We start from the raw sequence: 14,958 nt of genomic DNA on the forward strand, positions 1-14,958 counted from the left end.
ACATAAAAAGAGCCCTATTTTCAAAACAAGGACTCTTTTCATAAACTATTTAGCTACCTCTTCTTTCGGCATTACCATCCCTTTATAAAGTTGAACAGTTATCCAGTAATAGATGAAATAAATGACTAAGAAGATTCCTATTGGCACCCACACTTTTACAAACGGATCAACTAATATAAAGCTGAATAAGTTAAGCCCCACTAAAACGTGAGAGATGCCAATGATTGCTGGGAAGATAAATAAATATGAAATTTCTTTATATATACTTTTCGTTAACATACTACGTCTTACGCCGATTTTTCGTAACATTTCATAACGGCGTACATCACGAGAAGCACCTGTTAATATTTTGAACATAAGGGAACTCGCCATCATTGCTAAAAAGGCAATTCCGAGGAAAAATCCCATAAACATTGTTCCGCTCATGAAGCTGTTCATAAACTGATAAATTGTCATTTTCGTAAATAAGTCTACCTTTGCACCTGTTGCTTTTTCAATTTGTTCTTTTTGTCTCTTGTCTATTTCGATCAATAACGGTTTATATTTTTTCATATCATCTACTTTTGCTAATGTTACAGTGTGTTCTGTTCCTTGAATCCCTTTATAATGCTCTTCGTCTGCAATTCTTACTGGTTTTCCGCTAAATTGATTATGCGTAATTTGTATCTCTCTTACAACTGCGTCTTCCCAATCCTTTGGCATTTGAGGGAATTTTGCTAATTCAGGAGCCTCTAAAGCTGAATATACAGGTTCAGTTAAAGGTTCAGTTAAAGGTTCAGTCACACGTTTACGAACAGGCTCTTTTAAAGTTTTTGTATCAAAATGGTCTGAAACAAGTGGTGGTTTCGCAGTTAAGTCGTTACGTAAATAATAAACCGCTTCTCCATCTACTTTATATTTGTAATTGCTCTCTTCAACAATTTCCATTTCTTTCAAGGCCGCTTTGTCTTGATCATTCGGATCATGAATTACAACATCATATACACGAGAAAAGTCTGTCATAATACCTACATTTTTTTGGAACGCCATACCTGCAGTCATCGCACCTGCTCCTAATGCAATTAACATCGCTACAGTACCTAATACTCTCGATAAACTATTTACTCGAAAGCGTAGCTGTGCATATGTAAAACTATTTAGACCAATTTCATTTCGTTTTTTATTCCCTTTAATTTTCATCACAAAAAATGGGAGTAATGAACTAAAGATAAAATATGTTCCAAGTGTTGTAACGATGGTTGCTATAATAAAACCTAATTCAGCATATATTTTTACATTGATCATAAAATAGTACCCTGTACTTACCAGTAATACACCAAGTACTGTCATTATAATAATGCGAGTTTTACTTTTCTTCACTTCATCTAGTGTTTCATCTTCACGAATTAACTCTAGTTCAGTTTTACGTAACAATCGGACGCTGTTCATTAAGCCAGTAATGAAAAATAGTATTAAGAAGAAAATAGCTGTAACTAAAATTGCTGGTGTGTATACAGATGCGTAACTACCTTTTGCTGAAATTTCCATTCCATTCATTAAAAAGTTTCCTGCTACACTTGCAAGTAACATCCCTACTACAATACCGATAATAATACTTACAATCCCCATACCGAATGTTTCAATAAATAATAACTGTGCTACTTTTTTCTTTTTCGCACCAAGCATCATGTACATACCGAGTTCTTTTCTTCTTAACGTGAGCAAGAAAGAGTTGGCATATATAATATAAAATACAGTAATGAAAGATAATAGTATTGCACCTACCCAAAAGACGAGTCTAATACTACTAATTAGGCTATTATCTTTCGTAAATTCACTATTCATCGCCATCGTTTGGAACATGTAGAAAATACTAATACTAATAACGAGACCAATAAGTAAAACCATATAATCTTTTAACATCTTTTTCATACTATGACGTGATAATTTAAATAACATAGTTTCGCCCCCTACTTAGACTCAGCAGCTGAGCCCATATGAGCGAGCACACCTAAAATGTCTTGATAGAAATTCTCTCGAGTGCCTTGACGATTTAATTCTTTATAAAGAAGACCATCTTGAATAAATAAAATACGCTCACAATAACTTGCACTAAATGCATCGTGTGTAACCATTAAAATACTTACATTGTGATTTTCATGTAAATCTTGCATCGCTTCTAATAAACTTTTTGCGTTTTTACTATCAAGCGCTCCTGTCGGTTCATCTGCTAATACAATTGCCGGATTATGTACTAAAGCTCTTGCCGCCGCTGTTCTTTGTTTTTGTCCTCCAGAAACAGCAGTCGGATATTTTGTTAAAATTTCAGTGATGCCTAATTTTTTTGCAACGTCATTTACCTTTCCAGTAATCTCACTGGACGGTACGCCTTGCAAAGAAAGTGGTAAAGCGATATTTTCATAAATTGATAAATTTTCTAGTAAGTTAAAATCTTGAAAGATAAAACCTAATTTTTGAGATCGAAAATCTGATAATGCATTACCTTTCATAGAAGTAATATTTGTTCCAGCTATCGTCACACTACCACCTGTCGCCTGGTCAAGTGTACTTATCACATTAAGTAAAGTCGTTTTTCCAGATCCAGAAGGCCCCATAATCCCGACAAATTCTCCTTCTTTAATACTTAACGATACGCCCCTTAATGCTTTTGACTGATTCTCATTTCTTTTCCCATACGTTTTTTCTACACTTTCTACAGTAACTACATTTGTTGACATCTCTTTCACTCCATCCCTTTTGTATAAAATCAATTTCTCACATATTTCTTATTATTTTGTCATGTGAATTCTTAAGAATTTTTTAATTATGCATTCAATAAGAGTTACATCCGTAACATGAACCTATTTCCTACTTCATATTCTCATTTTTCTACAACTCGTTCCCTCGATTTCGCTTACATTTACCTTACATTTTTGTAAGATAAAAAAGAAAACACACTAATTTTTAATAGTGTGTTTTCTTTACAATCAATATTCTCTATTCTTTATTTCCTCTTCAATCCTTGCCACAAATACATCTAGCGCAACAACTTCTGACTTCTCTTCCCCATATTTACGTACATTTACAGCTCCGCTTTCCATTTCCTTATCCCCAATAACAAGAACATACGGTACTTTTTGCATTTGTGCTTCTCTTATTTTATATCCTAATTTTTCATCTCGTGCATCCTGTTCAACACGAACTCCAGCTTGTGCTAATTTATGTGCAACCTCACTGCAATATTGTTCATGTACTGCATTTGAAACCGGAACTATTTTCACTTGAACTGGTGCCACCCATGCCGGGAACGCACCTCCAAAGTGCTCAATTAATATTGCTAAGAAGCGATCTAATGACCCTAAAACTGCCCTGTGAATAACAACTGGTCTTTTCTTATCATTATTTTCATCTATATAATTTAAATCAAATTTCTCTGGCATTTGGAAATCAAGCTGGATTGTTCCGCACTGGTGACTTCTATTTAAAGCATCTTTAATATGAAAATCAATTTTCGGCCCGTAAAATGCACCGTCACCTTCATTTAGTCTATATTTATAATTTAGCGATTGTAATACATTTTCTAATGCTGCTTCTGCTTGCTCCCATAATTTATCATCACCCATTGAATCTTCTGGACGAGTAGAAAGCTCTACTTCATATTCGAATCCAAAAGTTTTATATACGTAATCAATTTGCGCCATTACGGATTTAATTTCCTCTTCAATTTGTTTTGGAGTTACAAATAAATGTGCATCATCTTGGCAGAAAGTACGTACTCTTAATAATCCGTTTAACGCACCACTAAATTCATGACGATGTACTTGACCAAATTCACACATACGAATCGGTAATTCACGATAAGAATGCAATTTATTTTTAAACATAAGCATGTGCCCTGGGCAGTTCATCGGTTTTAATGCAAAACTTTTATTATCTACTTCAGAGAAATACATATTATCTTTATAATGTCCCCAGTGCCCTGATCTCTCCCATACTTCTTGGTTCATCATGAACGGAGTGCGTACTTCTTGATAATTGTACTCTTTTTGAATTTCTCTTAAAAATGCTTCCAATTCGTTTCGAATAATTTGTCCTTTCGGTAAATAAAACGGCATTCCCGGAGCCTCTTCAGAAAACATAAATAACTCAAGCTCACTTCCCAACTTACGATGATTTCTTTTTGCTGCTTCTTCAACGAAATGTAAATACTCTTCTAATTCTTTTTGAGAAGAGAATGCAACACCATATATACGCTGAAGCACTTGGTTATTACTATCACCTCGCCAATATGCACCGGAAACGTGAGTTAATTGAAATGCTTTCAAATAACCTGTAGATGGTAAATGTGGTCCTCTACATAAATCTACAAATTCACCTTGTTTATATAGTGTTACACTTTCTCCACTAGGAATTGCTTCTAAAAGTTCTAATTTCAAACTATCATCTATTTCTTGAAACAGCTTAGCTGCTTCTTCTCGAGAAACCTCAACTCGTTCTATCTTTATATTTTCATTTATAATCTTTTTCATTTCTTTTTCAATTTTTCGTAAATCTTCTATGTTTACACTACTTGGAAGATCCATATCATAATAAAATCCATTTTCAATAACAGGCCCTACTCCAAGATTTATATCACCATACAATCTTTTTACAGCTTGCGCTAAAATATGTGCCGCAGAGTGTTTTGCAATTTCTACACCTTCATTTGAATCTATAGTAATGATTTCCACTTCCGCATTTTCTTCAATATTTCGGCGTAAATCATATAATCCATCATTTACTTTCCCCGCGACTGCTTTCTTTTTCAAACTACTGCTAATGGATCCAGCAATTTCTTCTAAAGTAACTCCATTTACAAATTCTTTCACGCTACCATCTGGAAATTTAATTTCAATCATTTGTTCTTTCATTTTTCATCTCTCCATTTCATAATAAAAAGCACACTCATCCCTAAAATAGGGACGAGCGTGCTTATACCCGTGGTTCCACCCAGATTCCCATTGTAAACATACAATGGCTTCTTTTACGGTAACGTCGTTTATACGGCACTAGATACTTAATTTCCCCAGTGCAGCTCTAAGGTGGTAAGTTATTTTTCTGCGTTTGGAAGTTCTCAGCTTTCCTTCCTTCTCTGTATAACCGGGTAAAATAACTCGTGTCCTTTTCTTCGCTTATTATGAAATTGAATGCAAAAAAGCATATTCATCCCTAAATATAGGGACGAATATGCTTATATCCGTGGTTCCACCCAGATTCCCATCACAAAAAACATAATGGCTTCTTTTGCGATAACGTCGCATACACGGCACTAGATACTTAATTTCCCTAGTGCAGCTCTAAGGTGGTAAGTTATTTTTCTGCGTTTGGAAGTTCTCAGCTTTCCTTCCTTCTCTGTATAACCGGGTAAAATAACTCGTGTCCTTTTCTTTGCTTTTTGTAAAACATCCATTTATTGTTATTTAATATATCTTATTCATTTTATTTTTGCAAGTGTTTAAAAAAATTATTTATTTAATTAAAAAAGTGAAACCAAATTTTTTTGGTTTCACTTCACAATTTTACCAATCTTGTGGTTCGTAATTTAAGTCTGCAAATAGACGTCTTTTCTCTTTCTTCGTTAAATCTCTCCACTGCCCAACTGGTAAATTATTCAATTCGATATTCATAATTCTCGTACGTTTTAACGTGTATACTTGATAACCTAAAGCTTCACACATACGGCGAATTTGACGATTTAGCCCTTGTGTTAAAATAATTTGGAACTCATATTTTGATAACTGTGTAACCTCACAAGGAAGCGTTTTTGTTCCTAAAATTTTAACACCCGCTGCCATTTTCTCTAAGAAATCAGGTGTAATTGGCTTATCTACTGAAACGATATATTCTTTCTCATGTTTGTTTTCAGCACGTAAAATTTCATTAACAATATCACCATCATTCGTTAATAAAATTAAACCGTCTGAGTCTTTATCAAGACGTCCAATGTGACTAATTCGTAAAGGATGGTTCACTAAATCGATAATATTACCTTTTACAGCTTTTTCACTCGTACATGTAATACCTACTGGTTTATTTAAAGCGATATATACGTGATCTCGAGCAATTCGAAGCTGCTCTCCATTTACTCGTACATCATCACCTGGGTTCACTTGGTCACCAATTTTTGCAACCTTACCGTTAATAATTACTCTTCTCTCATTAATTAGTTTATCCGCTCCACGTCGAGACGCTTTTCCAGCTTCACTAATAAATTTATTGATACGCAAATTAGGCACATCCTTTTCTAAAAAAATTTCAAGCTCACACTGCTTCTACCGTACAATACAAAAGGGTAAGCCTCCTATTATAACTTAAATATATTAACATGAAAGGGTATATAACGTCTTCTATTAATTACTTGTTTATAAGAAAATATCGTTATTATACAATCATTTATGCACTTTTTCAGCGTTTAATATACAAGCCATTCTTCCTTACATACAGCTTGTTTTCCTTGTATCTTTTCTATATCTTCATGAATATTAGCTAATTTATATAAATCTGGGAAAATCTCTTCCACATAATGTTGGTGCGCTATTTCATCTTTCCAATACGTTAACACTATGTAACGATTTTCATTTTTTAAAGACTTCCCAACTACTCCACCTAGCATTCCTTTTGCTTTTTCCATTCCTTTATTCCAAATTGTTTCTTGCTTATGTAAAAAATACTTTTCCTTTTCCAACTTTACATCACATATAGCAACTCTTACGAATGCCCCCTCTATTACAACGTCTTTCAAATGCATATCAGTTATATCATACAACGTTTGAAATAATTCAATTTCACATGAAAGAAACGTATCCTCTTGATTACTATTTAAATAAATTGTATCGTGAGCTCCATTCATAAATGATTGATATACACTTCTATCTTCCCATAAAGTAAATACACATGCCTCATCTTCATTCCATCCACCAAATTGTCCATGAAAACCATCTAGGTGTTGTATATCACGCCATTTTTCTTGCGCACTGGAAAACAATTCTTTTTTCTCTTCTTCCACCTTACAGTAGATTGTTTTTAGTAACATTTTTAATTCCCCCTTATGATTCGATCCATTTCCCACTCGCCATACTTTCTATTTTTCCATATACACAAACGTTAATTTATTTTGTTATCAACTCCATTACTTATTCAAAGTTTGATGCCCTCCGTAAATGTTGTAAGTTGATTATTGGAATACTTACCGTGTAAAAATACATCTAAAATATAAAAATTAAAATCTCTTGCTTTGCTTTCTTACCCCGCTTATAGTTTACATAACATTATTATGTATTACCAATTATCTATATCATTCAATAAAACATATTATTTTATACTATACGCATAATAATTTTAATTCAAACAATTCAGAATTAAAATCCAAAAAAGATAGAAAGTAAACAATCTTACATTATCATCTACTCCCTATCTCTTTTATCATCAATTATTTTTCAAACAAATAATACGTAATTTCTCCTGGATAATGTAATACAGTTACCTTCCGCTCCCCCTTTTTAAAACTAACAGTATGCCCGTTTTCCCCTAAGTTCTCCCATCCACTCGCCTTTGTAATTGGCATTACACTTATATATTGATAATCCTCTTCCTTATCATCGTTAATATGAATTGCTGACATTGGTACTGGAAAACCTTTAATTTTAGATTCTTTATTCATAAATATGAATGCAATTACACCAACTAATAACATAGCCATTGAAATACTTGAAACTAGTTTTCTTCTATTCATTTTCACTAAAAACCCTCTTTTCTCACATATAACTTTCATCATTTTACTAAATTTAATTATTTATGTATAGAAAAGACATAATTTAAATCATTTCCAACCTATTTTCTCTACTCCAAACAACATTATTGTTATATATTATAATTATAAGTTTTTAAATTTTGGAGGCGTTACATATTGCAGAAATTACTTTTTACTAAATGGACAGTTATTATTTCTATTTTCATCATTTTCGGTACAATTTTCTACGTTACTAATGTTAAAAATAACAACGAAAAAGCACCTGTAGAAACAGCGGATACAAAAACTTTCAAAACGAAATTACAACCTAAAATTAATGAATTGACTACTAATTATAATGAAATCATTGAAAAAGATTGGTTGCCTGCCTGGGAAGAGATTAACACGAATGGAGATTCAGTAGATCGAAATAAACTATTAGTTACAATGAATGCCGTTTCCAAGCAGTATGAAACAATTATGAACGAAATAGACACACTTAAAATTGAAGAAAACATAACAGATATAGATATACAAAAACAACTACTTCAATTCACAACTCAGTTTAAATCCGCATCAAATTTCATGAAAAATGCAGCAAATTTGATTATAGACGGAGCAAATAACTCTACTCCAACCAATGAAACTATTGAAAAAACAAAACAAGCTTTAGGACTTGCGGATCAACATATTGTCATCGCTTTATCTACTTTAAATGAAGTTGAAGATAAATTAGGACTTACAAAAAAATAAAACTATTTACTATTTTAAAATAAAAAATGATTGCAATTTACAATTTGTCTGTCTATAATATTTTTATTGATTTACAATCAATGTGTTTGTAAATTTTATAATTCGGATGAACCATTCAGGAGAAGGTCTATTGATCTACCGACGGGGCAAAAAGTTGTTATACCAACTTTGAAACTCTCAGGTCTTGGTTACAAGTAGAACTGCATGGGGACGAATCTCTGGAGAGACTCCCTCTCGCTTTTATAGAGCGTGGAGGAAAACGAGCACCGAAGGAGCAAATCCGCTACTTTAGCGGATAATCTCTCAGGTAAAAGGACAGAGACAAGCGAAAGAAAAAGCCGATTGTATCGGTTTATTTTTCTATCTCTTGTTTCTCCAGAGACCATTTCATTTACTTGAAGTGGTTTTTATTTTTTCTAAAAAAGGAGAATAAAGATGGAGACATTAAGTAGAGTATTAGAACAACTAAATCAATACGTGTGGGGATTACCAACTTTGTTGCTACTCGTTGGAACTGGTGTCATTCTCACAGTGCGTTTAAAAGGTTTACAGTTTAGTAAACTATTATACGCTCACAAACTAGCATTTAAAAAATCAGAAGATACCTCTTCTTCTGGAGATATTAGTCACTTCCAAGCACTTATGACAGCTATGGCCGCAACGATTGGTATGGGAAATATCGCTGGTGTTGCAACAGCTGTTACTATAGGTGGACCTGGTGCAATATTTTGGATGTGGATTACCGCATTGTTCGGTATGGCAACAAAGTATGCTGAAGCAATACTTGCAGTGAAATACCGTGTTAGTAATGAAAATGGTGAATATTCAGGTGGGCCAATGTATTATTTAGAACGTGGTTTGGGTAAGAAATGGCTAGCAGTATTATTCGCTATATTCGGTACAACTGCTTCTTTCGGTATTGGTAATATGGTGCAATCTAATTCAGTTGCAGAGGCAATGCGAATTAATTTCTCTTTCCCTCCTGCTTTAACTGGTATACTAATGGCATTTTTAATCGCAATTGTTATTTTAGGCGGTGTAAAAAAAATCGGGAAAGTGACGGGATATGTCGTTCCTATTAAAGCTTTCTTTTATATCATTGCTGGCCTTATTATTATTTTCTTTCACTACGATCAAATTCCAGAAGCATTTTCACTTATTTTTTCTGGTGCATTTACTGGTACTGCAGCTGCTGGTGGTTTTATCGGAGCAACAGTTGCATCAGCTATTCAAATCGGAATGGCGCGCGGTGTATTTGCGAACGAGGCTGGTTTAGGGAGTGCCCCTATTGCCGCGGCGGCTGCAAAAACAGATTCACCTGCAAAGCAAGCATTAGTTTCTATGACCGGTACTTTTCTAGATACGTTTATTGTATGTACAATTACAGGACTTGTATTAATTACAACAGGTGCATGGAAATCAGGTAAAACTGGCGTTGAAGCTACAACACTTGCATTCCAATCTGTATTCGGTACTGCTGGTAGTATGATTCTCGGTATCGCAATTATTTTATTTGCCTACTCTACTATTTTAGGCTGGTCGTATTATGGAGAGAAATGCGTGGCTTATTTATTTGGAGAAAGTGCTGTTAAATATTATAAAGCAATCTTTATCGTCATGATTGCTATTGGTGCGAATTTAAAATTAGGCATCGTATGGACATTTGCGGATATTGCAAATGGACTTATGGCAATTCCAAACTTAATTGGTCTAATTGGATTAAGTAGTATTGTTGTCGCTGAAACGAATCGCTTTTTACATGCAGAGAAATTAAAAGAAAGTCATAAAAAACAGGCAAGTTAATCTCTGAAAAAAGGAATGACTCATACATGATGAGCATTCCTTTTTTTGTTTTCTTACTCAGTAAATATCATTAAAAATATATTTATATCAATCTTTCCCTTTTTTATTCCACTAAAAGTTTTTCACATAAATGACATAAATCGTATGGTCTAACTATATAGTTGAAAAGGAATGCGACATTAAAGCGTCGCTGAAAAACTTATCCAAGAAAAGGGAGGAAAAATCTTTTGAAAAACAAAATCATTGTTTTCCTATCTGTTTTATCATTTATTATTGGTGGTTTCTTCTTTAACACGAATACTTCAAGCGCTGAAACATCATCTACTGATTACGTTCCTAACCAATTAATCGTTAAGTTCAAGCAAAATGCATCTTTAAGTAACGTGCAATCTTTTCATAAATCTGTCGGAGCTAATGTCTTATCTAAAGATGATAAGTTAGGTTTTGAAGTCGTTCAATTTTCGAAAGGTACTGTAAAAGAAAAAATAAAGAGTTATAAAAATAATCCAGATGTAGAATATGCAGAACCGAATTATTACGTTCACGCCTTTTGGACTCCGAACGACCCATATTTTAAAAATCAATATGGATTGCAAAAGATTCAAGCTCCACAAGCTTGGGATAGCCAACGAAGTGATCCTGGTGTAAAAGTAGCTATTATTGATACAGGAGTTCAAGGCTCACACCCTGATTTGGCTTCGAAAGTAATTTACGGGCATGATTATGTTGATAACGACAATACATCTGATGATGGTAATGGTCATGGTACACATTGCGCTGGAATTACTGGAGCCCTTACGAATAACAGTGTCGGAATTGCTGGTGTTGCCCCACAAACTTCAATTTATGCTGTCCGCGTATTAGATAATCAAGGAAGTGGTACACTTGATGCTGTAGCGCAAGGTATTCGAGAAGCTGCTGATTCGGGAGCAAAAGTAATTAGTTTAAGTTTAGGAGCTCCAAATGGTGGTACTGCATTACAACAAGCCGTTCAATATGCATGGAATAAAGGCTCTGTTATAGTTGCAGCTGCTGGAAATGCTGGAAATACAAAAGCTAATTACCCTGCTTATTACAGCGAAGTAATTGCAGTTGCTTCTACAGATCAAGCAGATAAGAAATCTTCATTTTCTACTTATGGTAGCTGGGTAGATGTTGCAGCACCAGGTTCAAATATATACTCCACTTATAAAGGAAGCTCGTATCAATCATTAAGTGGTACTTCTATGGCAACACCTCATGTTGCAGGAGTCGCTGCTCTTTTAGCAAATCAAGGATATAGCAATACACAAATTCGCCAAATTATTGAGTCAACTTCTGATAAAATTAGTGGTACAGGTACGTACTGGAAAAATGGTAGAGTCAATGCATTTAAGGCTGTACAATACGCTAAGCAATTACAAGAAAATAAAGCTTCTTAAGAAAACTTTAATCAGTCGATCTACCATGAATGCGGAATAAAATAGAAGGAGAGACTTCTATAATTAAAGCCTCTCCTTCTTACAAACTATATTACTCTCCCTGCTTTTTAACCATATGTAAATACAGTACAAAATCCATCATTGTCGACGAATGACCAAGTTGACGAATCATCGCTGTTATATTTCCTCTATGATATGTACCATGATTTACGACATGTTGTACTAACTCTAAAATTGAAGTTTCTAATGCCCCTGCATATGGGTTCTCAATAACAAATACAGCATTCACGTCTTGTATTGTAATTAAAAAGTCTTTATATTGATTTGCCATGTTTTCAAACATTTTTTCTAATTCATGTAACGATTTAGTTTCAATTTGTTTTCGTAAATCTTCTCGGTCTTGTATTGCTTCATTCATACTTTTACCATGCAATATGTGTAACCACACTTGATCTGTAATATAAATATGCACAAAAGTATCCTTAATGGATGGGAATACACTCTGTATCTGCTCATTAAAAATTGTCTCATAGTTTGGTAACTCTTTTAATCGATTGAATAATCGAGTATTAGCCCAAGCATGGTAATCACACTGTTTTAATATATAGTCTTTCAATTTATATTACCTCCTTATTGTATGAAACGAATGGTTTGTTTCTTCATTTCCGATTCTCTATCAGCCTTTGCAATCCCTTTTCCTTTCATTTCCTGTTTATTTATCGTTTTATATTTTACATACGTATGAAATTCCGTTTGAAATGGAAATGGTGTAATCCGAATTGTTTCCTCGTCTACCCATTCAGCTTGAATAAGTTTCTCCTCATTACTATTAAACATTTCTGTTCCTTCAAAACCATCTTTAAATAAATCAATTTCATCTTTCTTTTTTACACCAGGCTTATTCATACATACGTATAAAGAAAGTTCATCACAAAACTTTAATAATCTATAATGTTTATCAAACATCGCAAACTGTTCCTTTGTTGACGTTTTCAAAATTCTTTTTTGTCGTTCTAATTCATGTTTATAAAATGACATCATCTCTTCATCTTCCTCGTTTAGTGGAAATGATAAAAAATGTTTACTGCAAAGCAATGCCCCGTATGGATTAGAATTTTCAATTTCATTCAAACCAATCGTATAAAAAACAAAACGTAATGGGCTTGGACAATCCATAAATGTATATGGAATATTTTTAGCATCATTCAAAATTGGTACTTTATCAAGCTCTATCCATCCTCTGTCATGCTCATATATTGCATCAACTGTTTCTTTTAAATATGTTTTACCTTCAAAAAAGTCCTCTTTTATATGCTTTGCAATCTCTCCAGCTAAAAAACCATGATCATGTTGACGAATTAATATACTTTCCTTCTCATTTTTTTCACGAAAAATCATTCCTATACTCCCCCTCATCCTCATACTTAAGCTTTTTATATGCATCGATTCTTAATTAATCCCTAAATAATAGAAGGGATTCAGTCTCTTGCAACGAAATTAACATAATTATATAGTATTCTTTCTAATCATAGTGATAGCTTTATCTTTACTATCTATTATACTAAAACATTCATTCCAAAAATTTTTTTATGAGGTGAAAACATGAACAAAACAGAATTAATTAAAAACGTAGCACAATCAGCTGATATTTCTCAAAAGGACGCTTCTGCAGCTGTACAATCCGTATTTGACACAATTGCTAATGCATTACAATCTGGCGATAAAGTTCAATTAATCGGATTTGGAACTTTTGAAGTGCGCGAAAGATCTGCTCGTACAGGACGTAATCCGCAAACTGGCGAAGAAATTCAAATCGCAGCTGGTAAAGTTCCTGCATTTAAAGCAGGTAAAGAATTAAAAGAAGCTGTTAAATAAACAAGAAACCAGCCATTTTATAGGCTGGTTTCTTGTTTTCATTTAAGCAATTGCTTTATATTCTCTGCATGGTACACTTCACAAATATAAAATACACATTTGCAGTTACTTACAATTTGATACTTTCTAGTTGGATACACATTCGCTGTAACAGAACATCCATCAAACAATTCGATAATATTTCCAGATGGCTGATATCCTTCATATAATACGTTTCTTCTTACTTCCATCTTTTCTATAAGCTTTTCAACAGGAATATTTCCACTCTCTAATTCACTCTTTATTGCGTCCGGTAAAAACGAAGTGTCTGCAAAAATTAGATTTTCAGATAAAACCTTACCTTTATAACTAACATTAGATACACGGTAAAGAAATGTTCCATCTTTATCAAAGAAATTCTTTGCTTCTTTCGGAATGTACTGTCTACCAAGTGCCTCTTGTTCAAGAACATCAAACTGAACTGTATCATTTAAAAGCTTTTCTAAAGCGTGAATGGATGATGTATCTCCAGAAAATAAAATATTTTTAATTGCTTGTATATTATAAGTGAATTCATTCTTTCTATTTTCCGCCACTAACATGAGGAACACCTCTTCTATAATTTTTTATTTAAGATTTAAAAGTGCTACCGCGTCTAATTGCGTAATTTCAGTCACTTCCTTACTGAATATTGCAACAGAAGCCATATAATCTAAACTAGGCCTTACATCTTCCATCATTGTATTATTTGCCAACTCTTGCTTATCCTTAAAAACTAACAATCTTGGAGGATTATTTGGAGCTGATACTGTAATATGTACTGGTGGAATCATTAGTCCTTCACCTGTCGCTTTCAACACCGCTTCTTTTCGAGTCCAATATGTTAAAAAACCTTCTATTTTCTGTTCATTTGGCAGTTTCATAACTTGTGCTATTTCAATCTCTGTTAATACACCTTCTGCCATTTTCATAACATCTACATTTGGATTCATTTGTTCTACATCTATGCCAACAGGTGCAGATTTTGTAAATGCAACGACAACCCACTCACCTGAATGCGAAACAGATAATTGCGGCATACCTTCTGGTAATTGTGGTCTTCCATGCTGCAATTTACATACGGAACACATTCGATCAATTGGTACTTGGACTGGTGACATAGAAAGTATCTTGCCGAGAACTAATCTACTAATTACGCAACCTATTATAAAACGAGCTCGATCTGCCGAATGATGATACGAATTTGCTTTCTCTCGCTCTATATTATTTAGTAAATTGTAATGCCATGATTGTAAATCTGAAATTCTTGCCCACCATATTTGACAATCATTCTCATTCAAAGTTGGAATAGAATCTACAACTTTACTTTCTATCATGTAA

The 14,958-nt window shown here is 33.6% G+C and carries 14 protein-coding genes, 1 riboswitch and 2 other annotated features; of the genes, 4 read left to right on the forward strand and 10 right to left on the reverse strand.

Annotated elements, in window-relative coordinates; all coding sequences use genetic code 11:
- Positions 1-45: 45 nt before the first annotated feature.
- From DN403_RS19510 to DN403_RS19535, 6 genes are all read right to left on the reverse strand, one after another.
- Positions 46-1,938: an FtsX-like permease family protein gene (locus DN403_RS19510; protein WP_149185687.1), complete on the reverse strand. Its 1,893-nt coding sequence runs from the start codon at positions 1,936-1,938 to the stop codon at positions 46-48.
- An 11-nt stretch (positions 1,939-1,949) separates the two neighbouring features.
- Complete coding sequence (locus tag DN403_RS19515) at positions 1,950-2,717, reverse strand: ABC transporter ATP-binding protein (RefSeq protein ID WP_000106426.1); 768 nt, start codon at positions 2,715-2,717, stop codon at positions 1,950-1,952.
- Positions 2,718-2,966: 249 nt separating this feature from the next.
- Positions 2,967-4,889: a threonine--tRNA ligase gene (gene thrS / locus DN403_RS19520; RefSeq protein ID WP_098437213.1), complete on the reverse strand. Its 1,923-nt coding sequence runs from the start codon at positions 4,887-4,889 to the stop codon at positions 2,967-2,969.
- Between the two features lie 44 nt (positions 4,890-4,933).
- Positions 4,934-5,156 (reverse strand) — a binding site (T-box leader).
- A 36-nt stretch (positions 5,157-5,192) separates the two neighbouring features.
- Positions 5,193-5,416: a binding site (T-box leader), on the reverse strand.
- 121 nt (positions 5,417-5,537) lie between these two features.
- Positions 5,538-6,245 (reverse strand): 23S rRNA pseudouridine(2604) synthase RluF, encoded by a 708-nt coding sequence (rluF, locus tag DN403_RS19525; protein ID WP_001222162.1) that lies wholly within the window; start codon positions 6,243-6,245, stop codon positions 5,538-5,540.
- A gap of 185 nt (positions 6,246-6,430) precedes the next feature.
- On the reverse strand, positions 6,431-7,051 hold the full coding sequence (locus tag DN403_RS19530; RefSeq protein ID WP_098437212.1) for a YdbC family protein: 621 nt from the start codon (positions 7,049-7,051) through the stop codon (positions 6,431-6,433).
- Between the two features lie 396 nt (positions 7,052-7,447).
- Positions 7,448-7,792: a hypothetical protein gene (locus DN403_RS19535; RefSeq protein ID WP_003278183.1), complete on the reverse strand. Its 345-nt coding sequence runs from the start codon at positions 7,790-7,792 to the stop codon at positions 7,448-7,450.
- Between the two features lie 132 nt (positions 7,793-7,924).
- Between DN403_RS19535 and DN403_RS19540 the strand changes: the two genes are divergently transcribed.
- From DN403_RS19540 to DN403_RS19550, 3 genes are all read left to right on the forward strand, one after another.
- Positions 7,925-8,500 (forward strand): hypothetical protein, encoded by a 576-nt coding sequence (locus tag DN403_RS19540; RefSeq protein ID WP_001170866.1) that lies wholly within the window; start codon positions 7,925-7,927, stop codon positions 8,498-8,500.
- Positions 8,501-8,708: 208 nt separating this feature from the next.
- Positions 8,709-8,829: riboswitch (glycine riboswitch) on the forward strand.
- 106 nt (positions 8,830-8,935) lie between these two features.
- Positions 8,936-10,303, forward strand: coding sequence for an alanine/glycine:cation symporter family protein (locus tag DN403_RS19545; protein ID WP_098437211.1), 1,368 nt, complete (start codon positions 8,936-8,938; stop codon positions 10,301-10,303).
- Between the two features lie 227 nt (positions 10,304-10,530).
- Entirely contained in the window at positions 10,531-11,724 is a 1,194-nt protein-coding gene (locus tag DN403_RS19550; RefSeq protein ID WP_000790929.1) for a S8 family peptidase, read from the forward strand.
- Between the two features lie 91 nt (positions 11,725-11,815).
- Here DN403_RS19550 and DN403_RS19555 read toward each other — a convergent pair whose 3' ends face one another.
- Both DN403_RS19555 and DN403_RS19560 read right to left on the reverse strand, forming a co-directional pair.
- Positions 11,816-12,340, reverse strand: a complete 525-nt coding sequence (locus tag DN403_RS19555) for a DinB family protein (RefSeq protein WP_000656265.1) — start codon at positions 12,338-12,340, stop codon at positions 11,816-11,818.
- A gap of 14 nt (positions 12,341-12,354) precedes the next feature.
- A complete protein-coding gene (locus tag DN403_RS19560; RefSeq protein ID WP_000577289.1) occupies positions 12,355-13,122 on the reverse strand; it encodes a DUF3891 family protein in 768 nt (255 codons plus the stop codon).
- Between the two features lie 204 nt (positions 13,123-13,326).
- On the opposite strand from DN403_RS19560, the gene DN403_RS19565 reads away from it, so the two are divergent.
- The gene (locus DN403_RS19565) at positions 13,327-13,599 is read left to right on the forward strand and encodes an HU family DNA-binding protein (RefSeq protein ID WP_001043905.1); all 273 of its coding nucleotides are present in this window, start codon (positions 13,327-13,329) and stop codon (positions 13,597-13,599) included.
- A 38-nt stretch (positions 13,600-13,637) separates the two neighbouring features.
- Here the strand turns inward: DN403_RS19565 and DN403_RS19570 are convergent, their stop codons facing one another.
- Together DN403_RS19570 and sfp are read right to left on the reverse strand one after the other, a co-directional pair.
- On the reverse strand, positions 13,638-14,180 hold the full coding sequence (locus DN403_RS19570) for a hypothetical protein (RefSeq protein WP_000959120.1): 543 nt from the start codon (positions 14,178-14,180) through the stop codon (positions 13,638-13,640).
- 24 nt (positions 14,181-14,204) lie between these two features.
- Complete coding sequence (sfp, locus tag DN403_RS19575) at positions 14,205-14,954, reverse strand: 4'-phosphopantetheinyl transferase Sfp (protein WP_000573015.1); 750 nt, start codon at positions 14,952-14,954, stop codon at positions 14,205-14,207.
- Positions 14,955-14,958 lie beyond the last annotated feature (4 nt).

The sequence above is a fragment of the Bacillus sp. AY2-1 genome, assembly GCF_008368965.1.
Taxonomy (GTDB): Bacteria; Bacillota; Bacilli; order Bacillales; family Bacillaceae_G; genus Bacillus_A; species Bacillus_A thuringiensis_S.